We start from the raw sequence: 20,530 nt of genomic DNA on the forward strand, positions 1-20,530 counted from the left end.
TTGTCCAAAGTTTGAGAAAGAAGCTGATTGGGAGAGCTGTTTTTTCATCCATGAAGCTCATCAATCCTCACCCATCTTATTCCCCGCTCCTCCAATTCAAGAAAAACACCCTTCAATGCTTCTATCGTGTTTCCTGGAGCGACTTCATCAGCGCCGAAGGTCTCCCCGGAGTCATGCAATAGAATTACATCCCCGGGTTTCACTCTCGCCAGGAGATGATTCCTTATTCTATGATATCCGCCTTTAGCCCGCCAATCCCCTGCCATAAGCGACCAAAGAACAATTTTATATTCTTTCATCATAAAATAATCAACTATGCTTAGGAGCCCCCATGGAGGGCGGTAATAGACTGGCTTATCCCCGGTGATGTCCTCAATGATAGAGGCACTTCGCTTAATTCCTCTATAAATATTCCAGGGGGGTGTAAGCCAATTCGAATGGTGCTCATAATTATGGATGCCGATTATGTGGCCCTCCTTTTTCATACGAAGAATCAATTCTGGGTATTTCTCTGCCCTTGATCCTAATACAAAAAATGCGGCCTTCACTTGGTGCTCTAATAATAAATCCAAGAGCAGGGAAGTATAATGTGGATGCGGCCCATCATCAAAAGTGAAAGCAACATGGGATGATTCTCGATTTCTTTTTAGGGCTCTTATCCCCAGTATTCTCGAAAGAAGAAAAGGAATCAGTGTATATAAAATAATAAAGGCCAGGATTAGAAAAACAGCCTCAGCGTACATATCTCTTTTCCTCCACTCCACTAAAACATTTTTCCATATTAACCAATTCCTCTTGTTTATTCAGGGATACAACGAAGAATTGTTTCGAACGCCTGAAGCGGATAGCCGTTCCGCTGATGGTGATGTATTCTTGATTTTATTTGTTTTAAGAGTCCAGACTCTGAAAACAGAAGCTTAAGCTGAGCATTTACATCCCTGTTACTCTTAGCCAGGATAGCGAAGCCTTCATGTAAAAGGTAATCCGCATTGTCTTCCTCCTGCCCAGGCAGCGGGTTGTGAATCAGCATAGGCAGTTCCATGGCCATGGCTTCCGAGATGGTGACGCCTCCCGGTTTGGTGATCATTAAATCGGACACAGCCATCAATTCATCAATTTTTTCAAAGTAACCAAGAACCCGGATACTGTGAATGGAATCATTCAGTCTGTTTTCCAGCTGATTCTGGAGCTTTTTATTCCGGCCGCAAACGAAAAAAATTTGAAGAGGCTTTGGAATTCTTTCAAGTGCATGAAGAGTGGATAAACCGTTTCCCAGCAATCCATCTCCCCCTCCCATAACCAGCACCGTATATTTGCCCGGTTCGAGCTTGTACTTTTTTGAGAGCTCGGCTTTTGAGTGAACTTCTGAGAACCTCTGACGGATTGGAATCCCTGTATTTTTGATTTTTTCTGGTTCCACACCTAAAGAAATTAAGCGCTCTCCCACTTCTTTTGATCCTACTAAATACTGATCCGTATAGGGATGAATCCAATAAGAATGGTCCGTATAGTCCGTGATGACCGTAATAGCAGGAACCTGGCTTAATCCAGCTTCTTTTATTTTGGACATAATTCCCGCGGCAAATGGATACGTGCTCACAACTACAGAGGGGTTAATGTCCTTGATAATGGCTGTCACCTGCTCAAGCCCCGATGCTAAAATCGAATTTAACTTTGCCGATAAATAACTGGGCTCTCGTGTATTTTTGTAAAGGAAGCTATATATAAATGGAAGTTTTTTGATTCCTCGAATGTAGATAAAGTGGCTCAGCGGGTAAAGCCGCGGATGGGTCCACTCCATGATATCAAGGGTAATCGTCTCTATTTCCTGACCTGCACCTTCTGCCGCTTCTGTGATAGCCTTTGCTACCTGTTTATGTCCATCACCAAAATTAGCGGAAAGAATCAGTATTTTTTTCTTGTCCGTTTTTTTCATCTTAGTACTCCTTCATGTTAAGCAGCTTAAGAGTTAAGGACCCCTATAAATGCTAATCAGGCCCAGGTTAATCATAGCTCTTATGTCTGAAAATCCTCTAAATGTATGATTAAAGTTCCATTAATTTAACATGAATTCTATAAAAAAATGGGGTCTTCTTTAACTCACGAGGGTTCATGACATATAATTGAATCAGCAGTGATAAAAGGAGGTGAATACTATGATCAAACCTTATCTAATGTTCAACAGAGAATGCGGCGAGGCGTTTAGGCTGTATCAAGAGGCTTTTGATGGGGAGATGATTTCCATCCAGAAATATGGAGACATGCCCCCAAATCCGGATTTCCCCGTAAGTGAAAGTGATAAGGATCTTGTCCTGCATGCCCAGCTGAAGCTTACCGAATCAGGAAGCATTATGGGATCTGACGGAACAAGGGAAACAGAAACTTCCGGAAAAGTCTCCATCAGTGTGGAGCTCGATTCTGAGGTGCGTGCCCAAAAAGCGTGGAGTGTGTTAAAAGAAGGCGGAACGATACATATGGATCTTCAGCCGACATTCTTCTCCAAGCTTCATGGTTCTGTAAAAGACCGTTTTGGAGTTACCTGGATGTTCACAGTCGAGTAAATGAAAAAAGGCCTTTCCCTAAATCGGGACAGGCCTTCCTCATGATGTTGAATCCATGGCTGTACGTACAGCTTCCACTGCATGAATGACTGCTGTATACAGAAGAATCCCCTTCTTTAACCAATAAGCCAATATCTGTACAGCCAAGACCGATTCCCTCTGCTCCGTTATGAATTAAGCGTTTCATCACTTGTTGATAACACCTCTTTAACAAATTATAAACAACCAGTGGAAAAGATTTCCACTGGTTGTTTTTGTCTCATTTTATTAAAGGAATATCACCATTTTTATAGAATTAAACACCATAAAAATGAAAGGAAGGGCTCGAAATGAAAAAAGATGATAATAAGAATAAGATCCAAATGAAATATCGGGAAAAACTTCAGCAAAAAGCTGAGTATCAAATGGCTGCGATCGAAGTGATCCTTGGTGCCGGCATCATGGTTGGGTTTGTTTTTTTATACTTGATGTTAAAGCTCTTTAACCCTTAATTATTCGTATTCTGTCCGCCGCCGTTCAAGCCTTCTTTAATCAGCGCATCGACTTTGCTGTTGAAGATCAATCCAACATGATCGACTCCGCTGATCTTCACATTTTTTGCTCCGTCAAGAGTGGAAAGCCAATTTGGAACAATTAGATCACTTGTGCTGTAAATGGACGTATAGCGTATTTTATGATTTGGATCTGTACCAGCTGGTGCTTTTGAAGTGATAAATTTGTTAGGCGAACCTAGTGTGACAACATCATTCACTTTGCTTCCGCCGCCGTTCAGAATATAGGTCAGAGCGTTGATACCCCCGGCGCTGTGGCCGATGATATCCACCTTGCTTTTGCCTGTTTTCTTTAAAACTTCATCAACAAAGGCCGAAAGCTGTCTGGCATTATTCAAGCTGTTCCCGGTTTTATCCATCATTTCAATCGCATACAGTTCATTATCAGACCAGCCTTGTTTTTTTAGGTAGTTTTTAATGCTGAAAAAATCCGCGCTGATGCCGCCAGCTCCGTGGATGAAGATGACCGGATCATGGCCTGCCGCCTCTGCTTTGGAAACAGAAGGCTTCATAGCCGCAGCTGAAAAAATAATAACCGCACACGCAATGGATGATACTAGCAATCTCAATTTTCTCATGGTTTCCCTCCTAGTTGTTTGTGTTTGACTGCTTATCCTGCTGCCTTCATTGTCATACATTTGAAAGGGAGAAACAACCGGCAACTTTTTCTATTCCTGCCATCCACTCATTTTAATAGAACGTATAAGAGGTGTCTTTTTTGAAAGAAGTTATGATTCAGAAAATACCAAATGAGGTTCGGGTAACTCTTTCGGATCTCCCTATGTCTGGGTTAGTGCAAGAAGGATAAGCGATATTTATGGTAAAATACAGGTGAAGAATTGCTTAACTTTTGTTCAATAAACAGGACATTTAGCGGAATAAATTTATTTTTTTAAAAATATCACAGGGAAGGCATGGTCTTTTAAATAAGGGTTTTGGAGAAATGTGATTTCATTACTTTGGAGGTAAGATTAGATGAATATAAAATTTGACCCAAACAACGTCGTTATTAAACTCTGTATGAGTGGGATGAACATGGAAGATGGCGGAAATATTGAAGGTGCAACCACGATGTTTCATCAAGCATGGCATGAAGCAAAAGACGACTATGAAAGGTTTATTGCAGCTTATCATATGGCTCGTAAACAAAAGAGTATTTCAGACAAAATGAAATGGATGGAAACCTCTTTACAGTGTGCACTTAATATAAATGATGATAATGTTAAGAGTGCATACTCAACGTTATATTTAAACATTGCCAAATGCTATGAGGAGTTGTGTGATTCTGATAATGCAAAAAGAAATTATGAATTGTCAAACTCATATAACGACGCACCTTCTGATGAAGGACCATTTTATCATGGGACAAAGGCAGATTTACAGGTTGGTGATTTGCTGACAGCAGGTGGAAATTCAAATTACAAACCAGGACTTAAAATGAACCACATTTATTTCACTGCTAATGCCAATGGTGCAGGACTTGCAGCAGCATTAGCAAAAGGAGAAGGAAGAGAACGAGTTTATAAAATAGAACCAACAGGTGAATTTGAAAACGACCCAAATGTTACTGACAAAAAGTTCCCGGGTAACTTAACACGATCTTATCGTTCTCAAAAACCTTTAAGAATTATTGGTGAAGAAACTGAGTGGGCGAAACTAACAACTACGGAGCGAAGTGAATGGCGCAAAAATTTAGCCAAAAACAATGGCGAAATTATTAACTGAACATATTATCTACGGAGAAGGTCTTGATTCTGTCTCTTGATTTTATTATGGCTCATACGGGTTTGCTCGTTTTTGCTGGACCAGGAAACTGATCAGCTTCTTAAAAGTCTCACTTTACCAGCAAACCACCCACAAACCATCCTTTTGCTCTATCTAATATTCTTCCTGTTTATTTCATTTCCCTTTCTATTCAGAGAAGGGAAAGAAGTATTTTTTCTACATATTCCGCTCTTAAGAAACTCTACGTACATTTCGAAAAGATGTATTAATCCTTCCTGTTACCAGATAAGTTAAGTAAAAAATACATTTGTAGGTACTGCTTACCTTACTTCTTTAAAAATATCGATACGGCACTATATAAAAGTAATAAAGCCATAACCACATTAAAATGACTTTTATATCTTGTTAAGAATTTTTCAAACAAGGAACCGAATAAACTCCAGCAAACAGTGCCTACAAAACCGACAAAAGCGAGAAACAGTGAATATAAAATTAAGCTTATATTAGTAGTGTAGAATGGTATGACAAATGTAGATATAGCTGTGATTCCATACAAGATAACTTTGGGATTTATGAATTGTAAAAACATTCCTGTATAAAAGCCATTATGGTTTTTATGGTCATTTTCCTTATCATCCTTCTTACTAAAAATGATCTTTATAGCTAAGTACAACATATAGATAGAACCGAATATAGTCATTCCGAATTCTATTTTAGGAATGGTATTTTTTAATAACAAATTAAAATAGCTGCACAATACCATAATGACGAAAAACCCAGTACCAACTCCTAAGCAAAACTTTATCGTCTTTTTGAAACCATACTTATTAGCAGATAACATTGCCATTATATTGTTAGGACCTGGAGTAAAAGTAGTAACAAATACGTATAACAAAAATGATAATGCAGGCAAAATAAACCCCCTCCTAATGTATGTTATAATGTCTAAAAAGTCATTATAACGTCTTACGTTATATTGTATGTTATCGACGTTATATTGTATATAGTCTAAGGAGTGTTTTTATGGAAGAAATTAATCTCATCGTTGCAAATAATTTAAAGGCTTTGAGAGAAAGTAAGAAATTAAGCCTTGAAAAAGTTGCTGAACTTACTGGGGTTAGTAAAACGATGATTGGACAAATTGAAAGAGGGGAATCTAGTCCTACCATTACAACAATCTGGAAAATAGCAAATGGGCTAAAAATTTCATTTACATCACTAATAAATTCACCGCAGCCTGACACAAAGGTAGTCCTGAAAAGTGAGGTACAAACATTAACTGAGGATAATGGAAAATACCGATTATATCCTTACTTCCCATTCCAAGATAATCGACGATTTGAGGTTTATTCCATTGAAATAGAAAAAGGCGGGTATCTTAGTTCGGAATCCCACGGAGAAGGAACCGAAGAGTTTTTAACTGTTTTTGATGGTAAATTAACAGTAAGAGTAAATGACACTGAATACACCATATCAACTGGAGATTCTATAAGGTTTAAAGCAGATAGACCTCATTCTTATCATAATTCTGGAGAAATATTAACTCGATTAAGTATGGTTATACACTATACAATATAAAATCCCCGTTTTTGGGAACGGGGATTTATATGGTTATTCTTATTAGTGGAACAATCGTCATCTAAAGCCCTTAAACTAAGTTTTAAATAAGTATTCATTTCAATAATTGCTCCATCTTCACAACTAAATACTGGTACAAAATATAACTCTACATATTTGGAATTCATACTCCATTAAATTTTTACCTCTTCCTATATGTCTCCCCATTTTGTAAAACTTGTTCCGTTGACCAGAGAAATTCAATTCCTTAACTATTGGCCGCTTACCAATCATATAGCTTAAATTTATTATTTTAATCTAAATCATTTGGGTTAATATGGAGAACTTCAACTATCGCACAGGTTAGTTCAAGGGCCAGTAATCGTTTTTGTAATGAATTTAGAGTTTGTTTAACTATGCTTCCCTCTTTCTTCATGAATCCTTCCTCCGTAATCTTTTTACTTATTTTAACATCTACCAACTTGATCTTGTTCAACTATTTGCACAGCGGCGTAAAAATAAAAAGGCTGCAATAGCAGCCTAGACTTGTTCAACTAACGCACCCGTAAGCAAATATGTACTTGGTATTTAAAAGCCTTACAGAACAGTTTCATATGTAAAACATTTACTCCCCAACTTTAATTATTAGTTGAGAGATATAAGCACAGATCATAAAAGTTACGAAATAATAGATTGCGCAATTATAGGATGTTCCCAGTGAATAAAAAGTCCGATATGGTGGTAATGGTAGCACCTAAAAATAATATTATTTGTGACCAAGTCATTTTCGATTTAAACTTTCTCATAGTCTTCCCCCGGGTTCTTATCAGATCACTTTATAGTAGTAATAGGCAGGTGTTAATGCATTTAATATCCGACGGTCCATAGATATCACTTCCAGACAAAGTAACCTATAAATTCCCCCTTTCAAAACGATAGGATTCCCATTAGTTCCTGCACATTAATAAACTTGGGTTCCCTTGTACCGTTTTTCCCAAAGGTACGGGTAACCCTTATAAACGCTTCCTTAAGCTGCTCTGGTTCTTAAACGGACAGTTCTACTTCCATTTAAATTTTCTACTGCATAAATACTATATTATTATAGATATATTGGATGTTTTTCCTAAGTGTGCGATAAAACTTTTTTTCAGTTTAAGATAGTTGTATAATGAAATGTCTAGAGTTTAGGAGGAAGCATATATGAAACTATTTGCACTTGATATGGATGGCACCACGCTATCCTCTAAAAATGACATCAGCCCGGAAAATATCGAAGCGATAAAGCATGCACAGGAACATGGGCATAAGGTCATGATTTTATCCGGAAGAGCACCGGAATCTATAAAAGAAGTTTTAAAGGGATATGGTTTAGAGAACCTGCCGATCGGCGGCAGCAATGGAACAGCGGTTTTTGCAGATGGCAAACAGCTGGAACTGACTTCTTTAAGCGATGAACAAAACGAAATTATTTATAAAGAGATGGAAAAAGAGGCAGTTCCCTTCAAGGTTTACACAACAAAAGGTGTTTTTGTCCATAATCAATGGACTTCCCGCCTTGAAAAGGTATTAGAATCTGGAGTGATTCCTCCGGATTTTTATGAGGATGAAAATTACGAAAAAATGACAAAGCCTCCGGTTGGAGTAGAAGGCACCGAATTCTTCAGTGAATTGGAATCTCTTTTAAGTGATGACGAGCTTTCCATTCAGAAGTTTTTTATTTTGGTGCTGGATCCTGCCCAGAAGAACCGCGTATTGACAGCGATGAAGAGCATCGAGGGAGTCTATGTCACGACTTCTTCTCCTTTCAATATTGAAGTCATGAATATCAACGGAAACAAAGGAAATGGCTTAAAAGTCATGGCCGAGTATTTTAATATTCCATTGGAGGATACTGTGGCGATCGGGGATCAGTTCAATGACATTCCTATGTTCAAGGCAGCTGGATTCGCGGTAGCAATGGGCAATGCCCAGGAGGAAATCAAGCAGCTGAGCGATTATGTGACATTGACCAATGATCAAAACGGTGTCGCATTTGCGATTGATTATGTGCTGAATTTAGCCGGCGAGAAAAAGAGTGTATCTTCATAAAATCAATAAGAGGCTCTCTCTTAGGATCCAGGCTTCCTGAGCCAGGTTCCATATGAGACAGCCTCTTTTTTATGCTGCACTGTTTTTTAATTCAATTAATGGGCTGGTATATTTCTTAATGAAATAGCTGCCAAGTATCAAACAGATCACCAATGAAAACATCAACAGCAGGATATAGTGTCCGGAGTAGGAGCTGAGAGTCTCATCAGGAACCAGGGTTTCGATGATCTTAATGATAAATCCGTGCAATAAATACACGTATAATGTTCTCTGCCCTATCATGGTGACACTGAAGCCTTTTGACGGGATCAGCGCCAGAAAGCTGAAAATCACAAGAGCTGTCATGAAATACTGTCCAAGCCGGATGAAGCCTCCCACGGCACTTTCGATTCCCATGCTTGCGTAGGAAGCATTGCCCAGGAGCCAGGACACCGATTCCTCGATCAGTGAGCTGTTCCATGCAAACAGGGCGAAGGTGCAGACGAGCACTCCAATCCCAAGAGGCACCGACAGCTTTGAACGGACAATCTTCCTCATGTGCTCCTTGTTTAATAAGAAGCCTAATAGAAAATAAGGAAAGAAGACAAACGTCCTAGAAAGGCTGAGATAGCTTCCGATGCCTTCGTAATATCCGACGAGGACGCCAAGTATGACGGCAATAAGGAGCCCCTTCCATCTCCACTTCCCAAAAACGAAAAGAAGGCTGTTCCAGCAGAACAGGCTGAGAAGGAACCATAAAGTCCAGTGCGGCTCCAGCAGGTTAAACGCCAGCTTCTCTTCATCGCCATTCAAATAGTAAAAGACCGAATAAATCATCTGGAAGATCAGGTATGGAACCAGAATCTTTTTGATGGACCTCAGGAAAAACACCTTCTTCTGATATCCTTTTGAAAAATAACCGGAAATCATAATGAATGCCGGCATATGAAAAAGGAATATAAAAGAATATAAGGTATACAGAAAACTCTCGCCTTCCTTCAATGGACTGATTACATGTCCAAAAACCACCAGGAAAATTAGAATGAATTTCACATTATCAAAATACAGACTCCTATTAGAAGCAGCCACAAACATGTCCCTCCTATCAGAGTTTTACTCCAATATGAAGCATAAAGCTTAATATTTCTTTAAGAAACAACTTGTGAAAATATACACAAATTCAAGTGTAACATAACTGAACCATCAAAATAACATATAAAAAAAAGCCTGAAAAGGAAAGCATTTCAAGCCTTACATGATATATGACAGCTTTTTAAAACAGATGATTATAAAAAGCGGAGAATAAATTCCTAATCCATGGAGGATAATCCCAGGAATATCCGACTTGTACCTATAGTAAACAATCCAAGCAGAAAGCTGAAGATGAGATAAAACGGAAACAAGGGACCGGCTGGTGGATTGACCGGCATCATAAAATCATTCCCTTTTCCATTTCTCAGTTCTATTATAATGGAAGATTATCCAAAATTGGAGATTTTCTAGCTGCCTTATCACTCTCTATTCTGTTTTTAAGTGTTCACGGTCGACTGCTAAAGGCGGCTGCTCAAACCATCCGTTGTCGAGCATGATTCTCGCTGCTTCCTCCACAAATATGGAAATGTCCATCAGTGATTTGCCATACATGAGGCCGATATCATGTCTTCCGTTTACGGCTATGGAGTTCCCAAATGCCCTTAATTTCATCGAAAACATATCCATCTTGTGGAAAAGCATGAGCTTATCGGAAAAAGGAGGAACCGTGGACAGCTTCACTAAATGATCCAAAGGCTGGGGAGTCGGCAGACTCGCCTTATGCAGTTCTCCTATATATCGTTCTACAGATTTCTGTGTCAGGACCTTCCCTTTTATAAACAGCTCTCTGACTTTTTTTGATTCTGCCACCTGGCAAAAGCCGAGGATCAGGGCTTTGCTCGTCACATTATTTTCAATATTGTCATAGAGGTGTGTAATTTCAAGAGCATGCAGGGGCCGGACCTTTCCCAGATAGCCATTCAGGAAATCCTTATGCACATAGACCGCTTTTTCTGGAACAGGAATGACGGGCGGTTTGATGATCAGTTTCTTTTTCATGAGGATATTCTTGACCTTTTCGACCAGGATGGTGGTGGCCTCCATGCTATAGATAAAAAACTCTGTAATATCCTTTCTGAATAACAGCGGAATGGCGATGTGGTAAATGCTTAGTCCCGCCTTGGCTGCATATTTCAGGTAATGAACGTAAAATTCATCTTCAAACAGCCTGGGAGCATCCAGATTTACATCCTGATCGGAAAACCCTATTGGAATCGGGAAGTTTTCTTTTTTAAAAATCTCGCCGACGGAAGCTACAAAATCAGTCGACAGCTGCAAGGCATCTTCCACAAGCTGTTTAATGTCCTCATCCTCCACATGCTGGAGGAAATATTTCAGGATGCATGTTGACATACTGTTGCCCATATAGGCCGCCCAGAGTTTGCCCATTTCTGATGCTGTCAAAGGGCCGCTCGAATCCCTGTGAATGGGTGCCCTGTCGAGAAGACAGGATTTGTCCTCATTTTTCTCCTCAATTTTTCCTTCTTTAGGACTTTCGTTTTGGGGTTCCGACTTTGATCCGATCTTTTTGGGTTTAATGAAATCCACCTGGCATCGCCCCTCCGTTTTTTTCTTATCTTCTACTCTGGAAGGCGGTTTATACAATTTTCCAGCAGTCAATTATTGTTCACATAAAAAAATGCCCTGAACAAAGTTCAGGGCATTCTTCCTTAATTTTCTGCCAAGTTTTTGGCTGACTCGGAGTTCGCCGGCATGGCACCAAACGGACTTCCGGTTTGCTTTACCCGCTGAATGAAGAACGCCAGAATCAATGCTACACAGGCAATTCCCACTGAAACAAGGAATGAGTCGTTGATTCCCTCTAGGGCCGCCTTCATGGCAATCTGCTGCTTCATGGCAGCTGCCGCTTCGGCAGTCGGCTGTCCTGTCATATGCTTCATGGCAGAAGCCGCCATGTCTTTTGCATGCGTTTCAGTCCGGTTGGACATAATCGTCACAAGAAGAGCGGAGCCTATGGCACCTGATACCTGCTGGAGCGTATTGTTCATCGCAGTTCCATGCGGATACAGATGTGCCGGAAGCTGGTTTAATCCATTCGTCATAACTGGCATCATGACCATGGACATACCGAACATACGTGCTGAGTATAACAAAATCAAGGTTGTATAAGAGGTATCAAAAGTCAGATTGCTGAACATATAAGTCGTAAAGGTCATAATGACCAACCCAATGACCGCAAGCGCCCTTCCGCCAAATTTATCGAACAATTTACCGGTGATCGGGCTCATGATTCCCATCAGCAGGGAACCTGGAAGCAACAAAAGACCTGATTTTACAGGCGAGATGCCGCGAAGGGTCTGTAGATAGATCGGCATCAGAAGCATGGCTGAGAACATGGCCATGGAGATGACGATGGAAATGGCTGAAGATAAGGCAAACATCGGATATTTATAAACCTTGAAGTTCAGCATAGGCTTATCAAGGAAGTTCTGGCGGACAATGAACAGTACCAGACAGATTGCACCGGCGGCAATCGTAACATACACATACGGGCTGTCCCAGCCTTTATCGCCTGCAGAGCTGAAGCCGTACAGCAGCCCGCCGAACGCGATGCTCGAAAGCACTAAAGACAGGATATCGAGCTGAAGGACGATTTTCTCCTTTTTGTCCTTCAATAAGAAGAAGCCGACGACCAGGGTCACAGCAGCGATTGGAGATACAAGATGGAACAGAATTCTCCAGCTGTTGTGTTCAATCAGATACCCTGACAGTGTCGGGCCGACTGCAGGTGCAAAAATGAAGACTAATCCGAACATCCCCATTGCTGCCCCCCTCTTTTCAGGCGGGAAGCTTGTAAGCATCACATTCATTAACAGCGGCATCATGATGGCTGAGCCGGCGGCCTGGATCATCCTGGCTGTCAAAAGCAGCGGGAAGACGTGGGCAAAGCCCGCTATGATGGTACCTGCTGTAAATAAGACCATGGCTGTAAGAAACAGCCCTCTTACCGAATATTTTTGAATTAAAAACGCAGTTGCCGGAATCATGACTCCGTTTACGAGCATATAACCGGTCGCGAGCCACTGAACGGTGGAGGCACCGACTGATAAATCCTTCATAATGGATGGCAGCGCCACATTCAGAAGAGTTTCATTTAACATAGAGATAAACGCACCAATCATCAGAATTGTTATAATTCCGTATGGAGGGCGGTCATAAAATTTCGCTTGTTCCATTCCTTTTCCTCCCATTAAACTCATAGTTCATTTTTTTGTACCCTCATTCTGCATAAAATCTATTTTATACCGGCAGTTCAATTTGTGCAATCTATTTTTTACAAAAATATGCCGGCATTTGAACCGTCTGGATTTATGGCGTATAATCTCATTAGACAGCGAGTCTAATCGGAATAAAAGGTGGATGAGATGAACAGTCGTAAACAGCAGGTTATTAACAGGGCACACCAATTATTTATTGAAAAAGGTTTCCAAGCCACTTCTATACAAGACATCCTGGACTACAGCGGTATTTCCAAAGGAACATTTTATAATTATTTCTCCTCGAAAAGTGAGCTGCTGATCGCAATCTTCACTTCGTTAAGCCAGCGGATCGACCAGGAACGGAATGAACTCCTTATCGGACAGGACCCCTCCAATAAAGAAATTTTTATCCAGCAGATTGAGCTGCAGATGGAATTCAACCAAAAGCATAAACTGTTGACTCTTTTTGAAGAAGTTTTTGTTTCGAACGATCCGTTTCTGAAGGATTTTTTAAATCAGATGAAAATGATGTATATCCGCTGGATCTATAACCGGCTGGTGGATTTGTTTGAGGAGAGCATGCGTCCATTCTTGCTGGATTGCGCGATCATGTTCACCGGAATGCTTCATAATAATATCCATTTTTATTTCTTGGCCCATCCTTCCCTCAGAGACTTCAGGAAAGTCATCCAATACAGCGTAAACCGGCTGGAAGGATTGGTGGTGGATGCTGCAAAGCATGGTGAACACTTACTGACTCCTTCCATCTGGGATAAATGGCTGCCAGGCTGCCCCACATTTGAGGAAGGCTTCAAGAAGAAGCTGGCAAATAGTATCAACGAGCTGAAAATGGAGATCCATGATGGAAAGCGCATCGAGCTGCTGGACTTCATTCAGGAGGAAGTCACCCATTCCAAAATCCCGCGGAAATTCCTCATCGAGGCCGTCCTTTCATCTTTGGAGAATCAGCAGGAAACAGGATGGAACAGGAAACTTGATAGCCTCAGGGATATGATCGGCCGTTTTTTTGCCGGCCAGGAGGCTATTTAGAACGTTAAATGGGGCGGTTTTTTATACACTCCTTAGATTGTATAAAAAACCGCCCCATTTTTATTTTAAGCCATTATTTTTCCTTAATCCAGGTCAATAAAAACAGTCTAGTTTCTTCAGCAGGGAAATACCATTTATTTCCGATTTTATATTTTGGCATCCTGGGATCCTTAAAAAAGGTTTTCTGTATGGTTTTCAGGCTCATGCTTGTCTGCTTTTCCAGCTCCCTGGAATCCCAAATGACCGACCCGCTTTGCGAGCCTTTTACATACTTCACGACTTCTTCTTTGAATATCTTTCTTAATTCCTCTTCATTTGTTCTTATATCCATCCTGTTGAAAGCCTCCATAATTGGAATACATCTAATGTATCGGATGGAAATTTCAATTATTTAATAGGAAATGAGTATGATTATTATTCTGCCTCTTTCCATACCCTGCTCACTTCAGCCAGCCTTGAATCCTCAAAGGATAATTTGTAGATATCAGGCATAGCAAGATTCTTCCAAAAGGAATATCCATAGCTTTTATCAAAGTAATTCATCAATAACACCATAATGTTCCCATGTGTGCCAATGACCAGATTTTTGCCTTTATACTTGTCTAATAGAGTAAGAGCAGCCTGGCTGACCCGTGCCTGCGCGGCGCAGTTCGATTCCCCTCCGCCCAAGAAAAACTCAGGATCCTCCCAGACCCTCTTAATTGCAGCCTGAAAATCCAAAACGGGTTCATCAGACAATATTCGTTCTCTGAATCCTTCTTCCATGATGATTTCCCTGCCAATTCTATGAGCAATTTGTTCAACAGTCTGAATGGCTCTTTTATACGGACTTGAAAGAACCTCATCAATCCTTTCCTTTTCCAGGTATCCCGCTGCCTTCTTAGCATCGTGTACTCCTTGATCGGATAACGGCCTGCCTCGTTCATCCCGTGTATATGCAGAATGGGCATGGCGGACAAGATAGAAATTTGTAATCATATGGACCTTCCTTCATGAAATTTTAGTCATGCATCATCTAATTCCTATTTATGATAAACGGTATAATCCTTTTTCTTTAAATTCGGTTCATTCAGGGAAAGCCGGAAGCTTTTTCCGGATGTCAATTCCTTGTAATCGAGGGTTTATTCATACAAGTGCAGGCCTTTCTCTTTACTCCAGCTATTCAGGCTTTTTCCAAGGTCTAGTAATTTAGCGCTTAAACCCTGCACAATAATCTCAAATTCTTCGAAGTCCTTTTTCTTTTCAAAGATATATACATGCTTCATTTGTATCTCTCCAAGTAACATTTATCTTCTACTTCCTTTTATTGTAAGCTAAACATACCAAAAAAACAGCCCTAAACCAGCCGTCTCCTTTTCATCCATACCTTTCTTTATCAGATCTCTTCTATCACGGATTCTCCTTCACTTTGGTTATCGTCCGTCCATCTCCATTTTTCACTCAATCTTATTCTTCCATCCGGAAGCATTTCGGGGGTAGATGTGCATACACCGCCTCTTATTTCATTCCTCGTATTGACATGGTTATATCTAAACTGTAAACTCCCATTTTCGTGTACAATTCCAATTAAAGTGCCTTTAACGATTTCTCCTCCGCTATAGGCTGCAGAAAGGATGTTTCCTTCTTGTTTGTATTCAAAGAAAGTTTGGGCGGAAACCTCTCCGTTAGATGTATTTTCAACTGAAACAAACTTCCGGCCATCGTAATTTATCATGATTCTGCCTCCTTGGTTTTTAATATTCAGATAACTCATGTTACCATATGGTACCCAGGTAAGGCCATGTGCCCCGCCGGTATACTGATAAAAAACTACTGGGTTCAGGATGAAGTGATTTCTGCCGCTTCCCTGCTGGCAGCCAAAACTCAGGAGCCCTTTTACTGGGAATGCTATGATGAGATGTTCGCCTATTGTAACAAGTATTTTATTGACCACACATATGACGGATGGTATCAGCTCCTGGACCGGCAGAACCAGCCATACAGCCAGAAGAAAAGCCCACCCCCGAAGACTGACTATCACCCGGTGGCTGCCTGTTATCAGACGATTTTGGCTTTTTCTTAAAAGACCTTTTATGAAAAATGGTTCGTTTTTCTCCACCTGGTTCTGTTTGACTGGGGAGGAACAGTTCATGCACGCAGGCTGAAAATAAAGGGAAAAATTCCCCTTAATTCGTATTTTTTCAAAAAAAGAGCAGAGATAGAGGGAGAAATTCCCTCTATTGATTCAAAACCATGCAAAAATGGAAGGTTTCGCTATGCATAAAGGGAAAACTTCCCCTTATATCACCCGTATGGAGCTCTATTTTGAAAATAACGGGAAAATCTCCCCTTATGACAAGACTCTTATTTAGAAGGGGCCGTCCAGAAACCCGTTCCCTGAATTTCTGTACAGCCCCTTCGTTTTTTATGCCAAAGACCTTACTCCTGCCTGGAATAAATAGATGAATAAGCCCCCTCACATACGAGCAATGAATCATGTGTACCCTGCTCTGCAATGCCGTCCTCCGTTAAGACGATAATTCGATCGGCATTCCGGATCGTTGAAAGACGATGTGCAATCACGATGGTGGTTCGCCCTTTTGCCAGCTTTTCCAGTGAATCTTTAATGATGCGCTCACTCTCATTATCCAGAGCACTTGTCGCCTCATCCAAGATAAGAATGGGCGGAGAGTCCAAACAGCTCCTGTTCTTTTCAGCAATAAAAAACGAGTACAAATCTATTAGATTTCATACTCGTTTTTTACTCATCGTTATCTGCTTAAACGAGAAGTCCTGACCGTAAAGTCCACATCTTTATAATAAGCATCCTTCACAAGCACATTCGGCCCCAGGCATTTGACAGCCGGGCAGTGGCAGTTCAGCTGCTGTGCCAAATTGGACTCCAGCCATGTATCATAGGATTCCTGTAATGGAGTATCCTTAATGTTTCCCAGGGAAGGAGCATCCCCAAAGTCAGTCACAATGACCTCGCCCGTAAAGATGTTGACGTTCAGCCTGGACCGTCCGTCCGGGTCGTTCCGGAGAGTCACATTTTTAGATTGGTACAATCTCTTCAGGAGTTCTGCGTCTTTTTCATCGCTGCTGCATGGATAAAACGGAAGAGTCCCAAACAGCATCCAGATATCTTCATTTCTAGTATCTAATAGGGTATGTATAGCTGTGCGGATCTCATCAAGGGACAGAGATTCTATGGCCGATGCAAAATCACTCGGATACATAGGATGAATTTCATGCCTCCTGCAGCCCATCTCCTCCACGACTTGACGGTGGATATGCTCAAGATATGGGAGGGTCCTTTTGTTCAACATGGTTTCCGCTGATACCAATACCCCTGCTTGGGATAAATACCGGCTGTTTTCTATCATTTTATCAAACAATTTTGCCCGGGCGCTTCTGTCAGGCTTCCTTTCCATCATTGCAAAGCCGGTATCGATAAATTCATCCACGGTTCCCCAGTTATGGGAAATATGCAGAACGTCCAGATATGGGATGATTTCTTCATACCTCTTGATGTCCAGAGTCAGATTGGAGTTGATTTGCGTCCTGATTCCTCTATCGTGTGCATATTTTAACAGAGGGAGCACATAATTTTCCGTCTGCTGTTTGGACAGCATCGGCTCGCCTCCTGTAATGCTCATAGAACGGAGCGTATCCACCTCATCAAGCCGTTTCAGCAGGAATTCAAGCGGAAGGGCGTCTGGATCTTTAGTCTGCAGAGTATAGCCCACCGCACAGTGCTCGCACCTCATGTTGCACAGGGTGGTTGTTGTGAATTCAATATTGGATAGAGTCATTTTTCCGTACTGTTCGATATCCATATACGCTTCCCAAGGATCATGATGGATGGTGATCGGTTCTTGCAGTTGTTTTATCATTTTTCTTCCCCTAACTAATCGAAATACTAAACAATTATGGTGAATTACAAAATATATGTCAAATTTCAACTTTTCTCTGAATTTTTCCAAAATATTGAAACCTTTCCCGGGATCATACGTATAGTAGGTAACGTCAAAACATGGAGGGGGAATGCCTTATCGAGCTATTTGGTGTACCGATTACCGATATTTATTTGTATACTCTTATCATCATAGGAGCTGCGACCCTTCTTTACCTCTTCTTTGGAGATCTGGCCCATGGCGCCGGGGAAGCGCTCGGCTGGTTCAGCCCCATTCTCTTGCTCTCCTTCATCACCTTTGTTTCCGCATCCGGGTATATCTTGGAGGTTGTGACACGATGGAACAGCTATCCCGTCCTCGCCGCTTCCGCCATTATTTCGTTTTTCTTCACTCTTTTTCTCAATATCTTTGTGATCCTTCCCCTGTCAAAAGCCGAAGAATCCTTGGTATACACAGAGGACTCCCTTAAGGGACGCGTCGGGAAAGTGATCCTGGCCATCCCTGAACATGCATTTGGCGAAGTGATCCTGGAAAGCTCCACAGGCACGATCGCAAAGACGGCCAAAAGCTATTATGGGCCTGCAATCAAAGAAGGCTCCAAGGTTTTGGTCATTGATGTTGAGCAGGGAGTTTTATCTGTTATAGAATATGAACCACTTTTTTAGAAGGAGGAATGGTTTATGAATTTTATTTGGATTGTTGTGGGAATTGTAGTCTTTATTTTGCTTGCGATGATTGCGGTATTTGTTAAAAAATACCGCACAGCAGGTCCCGACGAAGCCCTGATTGTCACAGGCAGCTACCTTGGAGGAAAAAATGTCCATACCGATGAGGCAGGGAACCGCATTAAAATCATACGCGGAGGCGGAGCGTTTATCCTGCCGATCTTCCAGCAGGCAAAGCCATTAAGCCTTCTTTCCAGCAAGCTTGAGGTCACCACCCCTGAGGTGTACACGGAGCAGGGCGTGCCGGTAATGGCCGATGGAATTGCCATTATCAAAATCGGCGGCTCCATCGGGGAAATAGCGACCGCAGCCGAGCAATTCCTGGGAAAGTCCAAGGATGACCGTGAAGCGGAAGCGCGTGAAGTCCTGGAAGGCCATCTTCGTTCCATCCTCGGCTCCATGACGGTTGAAGAAATTTATAAAAACCGGGAAAAATTCTCACAGGAGGTCCAGCGCGTCGCCTCCCAGGACCTTGCGAAAATGGGACTCATCATTGTTTCCTTTACCATCAAGGATGTCCGGGATAAAAACGGCTATCTCGAATCTCTCGGTAAGCCGAGGATTGCCCAGGTAAAAAGGGATGCCGATATCGCCACAGCCGAGGCAGCAAAAGAAACCCGCATTAAGCGGGCAGAGGCAGACAAAAACGCGAAGCGCTCAGAGCTTGAACGGGCAACTGAAATCGCGGAAGCCGAGAAAGTCAATAAATTGAAGACCGCTGAATACCGGCGTGAACAGGATATCGCTAAAGCCCGTGCCGACCAGGCATACGATCTGGAAACAGCCCGGGCCAAGCAGGAAGTAACCGAACAGGAAATGCAGGTCAGGATCATCGAAAGACAGAAGCAGATTGAACTGGAGGAAAAAGAAATCCTCCGCCGTGAGCGTCAGTATGACTCTGAAGTGAAAAAGAAAGCAGACGCAGACCGGTATTCCGTTGAACAGGCAGCCGCGGCGGCCAAATCCAAGCAGATGGCAGAAGCGGATGCGGACAAATACCGTGTGGAAGCCATGGCTAAGGCGGAAGCAGAGCGCGTCCGTGTAGACGGTCTCGCCAAAGCCGATGCTGAACGGGCCAAAGGGGAGGCCGAATCAGAAGTCATCCGCCTGAAAGGTTTAGCGGAAGCGGAAGCGAAGCGGAAAATCGCAGAAGCATTCGAGCAGTACGGCCAGGCTGCCGTACTCGATATGGTCCTCGACATGCTGCCTCAGTATGCGAAGGAAGTTGCCAGCCCACTTTCCAATATTGAAAAGATCACCGTTGTCGACACAGGCAGCGATTCTTCAAACGGCGGCGCCAACAAAATCACTTCCTATGCCACCAATCTAATGGCAACCATGCAGGAATCCCTGAAAGCTTCCTCCGGCCTTGATGTAAAAGAACTGCTTGAAAACCTTTCTGGAAAAGGAAACATCCGCGCAAGCATTGACCAGCTGGCCGACCGAGGGGCTTCCATTTCCAGGGTGGATGAAGAGTCAATTTAAACAGGTTTGTAAAGAGTCAATTTAAACAGGTTTGTAAAGAGTCAGCAGCCCTTGTGGCTGCTGACTCTTTTTGTAGGATAAAACACCCCCATCATAAACTTTTACTAAATTCCCCCTTCTTTTTAATCAATTCTTTTGATTTTATAGGTGAAATGGGTTAGGCTTATTGACTGATGTTTGGTTTTAATAATTGTTGAAGATTTGGAACTAGATTGTTGAGAACATCAAAATTAAAATTTAAAGTTTGATTGATTATAACTTTTGTTGTTAGTTAGTGGCGATTTATCGTTATTGTAGATCTGGAATTAGAATATTGCAGATTTACATAGATTGAGGTTTAAGCCAGAAAGCAGATACGGCAGCTATTTTGTTATAAAACTGCCAGAAATGAGTGTTCGCTTGTAACCCTTCTATTTATCAGGTGGAACAAGGTTGTTGCCGAGTTATTGTTTAGGTATAGTATTTTCTGTCTAAAGAAATGAAAAAAACAGCAGCCCCCTTAGGATGAACTATACCCCGGATAGCGGACACTGATAAAAAAGTGCCCCTATCCGGGGTTTTTTGTGTTTCAATAGATTTAATACATGTGGGCGGAGGATT

At 41.7% G+C, this 20,530-nt stretch carries 23 protein-coding genes and 1 pseudogene; 9 read left to right on the forward strand and 15 right to left on the reverse strand.

Annotation, left to right across the window (positions count from 1 at the left end; all coding sequences use genetic code 11):
- Positions 1–44 precede the first annotated feature (44 nt).
- Both H539_RS0107700 and H539_RS28080 read right to left on the reverse strand, forming a co-directional pair.
- Positions 45–743 carry a polysaccharide deacetylase family protein gene (locus H539_RS0107700; RefSeq protein WP_026693035.1) on the reverse strand — a complete coding sequence of 233 codons (699 nt, stop codon included), beginning with the start codon at positions 741–743 and terminating at the stop codon, positions 45–47.
- A gap of 56 nt (positions 744–799) precedes the next feature.
- Positions 800–1,936, reverse strand: coding sequence for an MGDG synthase family glycosyltransferase (locus H539_RS28080; RefSeq protein ID WP_051348495.1), 1,137 nt, complete (start codon positions 1,934–1,936; stop codon positions 800–802).
- Positions 1,937–2,156: 220 nt separating this feature from the next.
- Here H539_RS28080 and H539_RS0107710 point away from each other — a divergent pair, with 220 nt between their 5' ends.
- Positions 2,157–2,561, forward strand: coding sequence for a VOC family protein (locus H539_RS0107710; protein ID WP_026693036.1), 405 nt, complete (start codon positions 2,157–2,159; stop codon positions 2,559–2,561).
- Here the strand turns inward: H539_RS0107710 and H539_RS0107715 are convergent.
- Positions 2,548–2,751 (reverse strand): hypothetical protein, encoded by a 204-nt coding sequence (locus H539_RS0107715; protein ID WP_155889963.1) that lies wholly within the window; start codon positions 2,749–2,751, stop codon positions 2,548–2,550. The two genes, H539_RS0107710 and H539_RS0107715, sit on opposite strands and share 14 nt — an antisense overlap.
- Positions 2,752–2,890: 139 nt before the next feature.
- Between H539_RS0107715 and H539_RS31380 the strand changes: the two genes are divergently transcribed.
- Positions 2,891–3,052 carry a hypothetical protein gene (locus H539_RS31380; RefSeq protein WP_155889964.1) on the forward strand — a complete coding sequence of 54 codons (162 nt, stop codon included), beginning with the start codon at positions 2,891–2,893 and terminating at the stop codon, positions 3,050–3,052.
- Here H539_RS31380 and H539_RS0107725 read toward each other — a convergent pair.
- Positions 3,049–3,690 carry an esterase/lipase family protein gene (locus H539_RS0107725; protein WP_026693038.1) on the reverse strand — a complete coding sequence of 214 codons (642 nt, stop codon included), beginning with the start codon at positions 3,688–3,690 and terminating at the stop codon, positions 3,049–3,051. The two genes, H539_RS31380 and H539_RS0107725, sit on opposite strands and share 4 nt — an antisense overlap.
- 397 nt (positions 3,691–4,087) lie before the next feature.
- Between H539_RS0107725 and arr the strand changes: the two genes are divergently transcribed.
- Positions 4,088–4,837, forward strand: a complete 750-nt coding sequence (gene arr / locus H539_RS0107730) for an NAD(+)--rifampin ADP-ribosyltransferase (protein ID WP_026693039.1) — start codon at positions 4,088–4,090, stop codon at positions 4,835–4,837.
- Between the two features lie 325 nt (positions 4,838–5,162).
- Here arr and H539_RS0107735 read toward each other — a convergent pair whose 3' ends face one another.
- Entirely contained in the window at positions 5,163–5,750 is a 588-nt protein-coding gene (locus tag H539_RS0107735) for a LysE family transporter (RefSeq protein WP_026693040.1), read from the reverse strand.
- Positions 5,751–5,860: 110 nt separating this feature from the next.
- On the opposite strand from H539_RS0107735, the gene H539_RS0107740 reads away from it, so the two are divergent.
- On the forward strand, positions 5,861–6,415 hold the full coding sequence (locus H539_RS0107740) for a helix-turn-helix domain-containing protein (RefSeq protein WP_026693041.1): 555 nt from the start codon (positions 5,861–5,863) through the stop codon (positions 6,413–6,415).
- Positions 6,416–6,707: 292 nt separating this feature from the next.
- Here the strand turns inward: H539_RS0107740 and H539_RS33075 are convergent, their stop codons facing one another.
- Positions 6,708–6,830: a hypothetical protein gene (locus H539_RS33075; protein WP_281171403.1), complete on the reverse strand. Its 123-nt coding sequence runs from the start codon at positions 6,828–6,830 to the stop codon at positions 6,708–6,710.
- 764 nt (positions 6,831–7,594) lie between these two features.
- On the opposite strand from H539_RS33075, the gene H539_RS0107750 reads away from it, so the two are divergent.
- Entirely contained in the window at positions 7,595–8,482 is an 888-nt protein-coding gene (locus H539_RS0107750) for a Cof-type HAD-IIB family hydrolase (RefSeq protein ID WP_026693042.1), read from the forward strand.
- Positions 8,483–8,551: 69 nt separating this feature from the next.
- Here the strand turns inward: H539_RS0107750 and H539_RS0107755 are convergent, their stop codons facing one another.
- The 3 genes from H539_RS0107755 to H539_RS0107765 form a co-directional block, all read right to left on the reverse strand.
- A complete protein-coding gene (locus H539_RS0107755) occupies positions 8,552–9,556 on the reverse strand; it encodes an acyltransferase family protein (protein ID WP_425414698.1) in 1,005 nt (334 codons plus the stop codon).
- 423 nt (positions 9,557–9,979) lie between these two features.
- Positions 9,980–11,101 carry a DUF3231 family protein gene (locus tag H539_RS0107760; protein WP_425414699.1) on the reverse strand — a complete coding sequence of 374 codons (1,122 nt, stop codon included), beginning with the start codon at positions 11,099–11,101 and terminating at the stop codon, positions 9,980–9,982.
- A 122-nt stretch (positions 11,102–11,223) separates the two neighbouring features.
- A complete protein-coding gene (locus H539_RS0107765; RefSeq protein WP_026693045.1) occupies positions 11,224–12,750 on the reverse strand; it encodes a DHA2 family efflux MFS transporter permease subunit in 1,527 nt (508 codons plus the stop codon).
- A gap of 189 nt (positions 12,751–12,939) precedes the next feature.
- Between H539_RS0107765 and H539_RS28085 the strand changes: the two genes are divergently transcribed.
- Entirely contained in the window at positions 12,940–13,824 is an 885-nt protein-coding gene (locus H539_RS28085; protein ID WP_035322135.1) for a TetR/AcrR family transcriptional regulator, read from the forward strand.
- 73 nt (positions 13,825–13,897) lie between these two features.
- Here the strand turns inward: H539_RS28085 and H539_RS0107775 are convergent, their stop codons facing one another.
- From H539_RS0107775 to H539_RS0107790, 4 genes are all read right to left on the reverse strand, one after another.
- Entirely contained in the window at positions 13,898–14,155 is a 258-nt protein-coding gene (locus H539_RS0107775; RefSeq protein ID WP_051348496.1) for a hypothetical protein, read from the reverse strand.
- An 83-nt stretch (positions 14,156–14,238) separates the two neighbouring features.
- Complete coding sequence (locus H539_RS0107780) at positions 14,239–14,802, reverse strand: histidine phosphatase family protein (RefSeq protein ID WP_026693047.1); 564 nt, start codon at positions 14,800–14,802, stop codon at positions 14,239–14,241.
- A 143-nt stretch (positions 14,803–14,945) separates the two neighbouring features.
- The gene (locus H539_RS31385) at positions 14,946–15,089 is read right to left on the reverse strand and encodes a hypothetical protein (RefSeq protein WP_155889965.1); all 144 of its coding nucleotides are present in this window, start codon (positions 15,087–15,089) and stop codon (positions 14,946–14,948) included.
- Positions 15,090–15,199: 110 nt separating this feature from the next.
- Positions 15,200–15,538, reverse strand: coding sequence for an avidin-fold protein (locus H539_RS0107790; RefSeq protein ID WP_026693048.1), 339 nt, complete (start codon positions 15,536–15,538; stop codon positions 15,200–15,202).
- Between the two features lie 66 nt (positions 15,539–15,604).
- On the opposite strand from H539_RS0107790, the gene H539_RS30675 reads away from it, so the two are divergent.
- The gene (locus H539_RS30675) at positions 15,605–15,886 is read left to right on the forward strand and encodes an AGE family epimerase/isomerase (protein ID WP_081415814.1); all 282 of its coding nucleotides are present in this window, start codon (positions 15,605–15,607) and stop codon (positions 15,884–15,886) included.
- 356 nt (positions 15,887–16,242) lie between these two features.
- On the opposite strand, the pseudogene H539_RS0107800 reads toward H539_RS30675, so the two are convergent.
- Both H539_RS0107800 and yfkAB read right to left on the reverse strand, forming a co-directional pair.
- A pseudogene (locus tag H539_RS0107800) lies at positions 16,243–16,509 on the reverse strand (ABC transporter ATP-binding protein); the annotation flags it as partial.
- Positions 16,510–16,574: 65 nt separating this feature from the next.
- Complete coding sequence (gene yfkAB, locus H539_RS0107805; RefSeq protein WP_026693050.1) at positions 16,575–17,699, reverse strand: radical SAM/CxCxxxxC motif protein YfkAB; 1,125 nt, start codon at positions 17,697–17,699, stop codon at positions 16,575–16,577.
- A 158-nt stretch (positions 17,700–17,857) separates the two neighbouring features.
- On the opposite strand from yfkAB, the gene H539_RS0107810 reads away from it, so the two are divergent.
- Together H539_RS0107810 and H539_RS0107815 are read left to right on the forward strand one after the other, a co-directional pair.
- Positions 17,858–18,385, forward strand: a complete 528-nt coding sequence (locus tag H539_RS0107810) for an NfeD family protein (protein WP_026693051.1) — start codon at positions 17,858–17,860, stop codon at positions 18,383–18,385.
- A gap of 15 nt (positions 18,386–18,400) precedes the next feature.
- Positions 18,401–19,930 carry a flotillin lipid rafts scaffold protein FloT gene (locus H539_RS0107815; protein WP_026693052.1) on the forward strand — a complete coding sequence of 510 codons (1,530 nt, stop codon included), beginning with the start codon at positions 18,401–18,403 and terminating at the stop codon, positions 19,928–19,930.
- Positions 19,931–20,530 lie beyond the last annotated feature (600 nt).

It is taken from the genome of Peribacillus kribbensis DSM 17871 (assembly GCF_000430765.1).
In the GTDB taxonomy this organism is placed as follows: Bacteria; Bacillota; Bacilli; order Bacillales; family DSM-1321; genus Paraperibacillus; species Paraperibacillus kribbensis.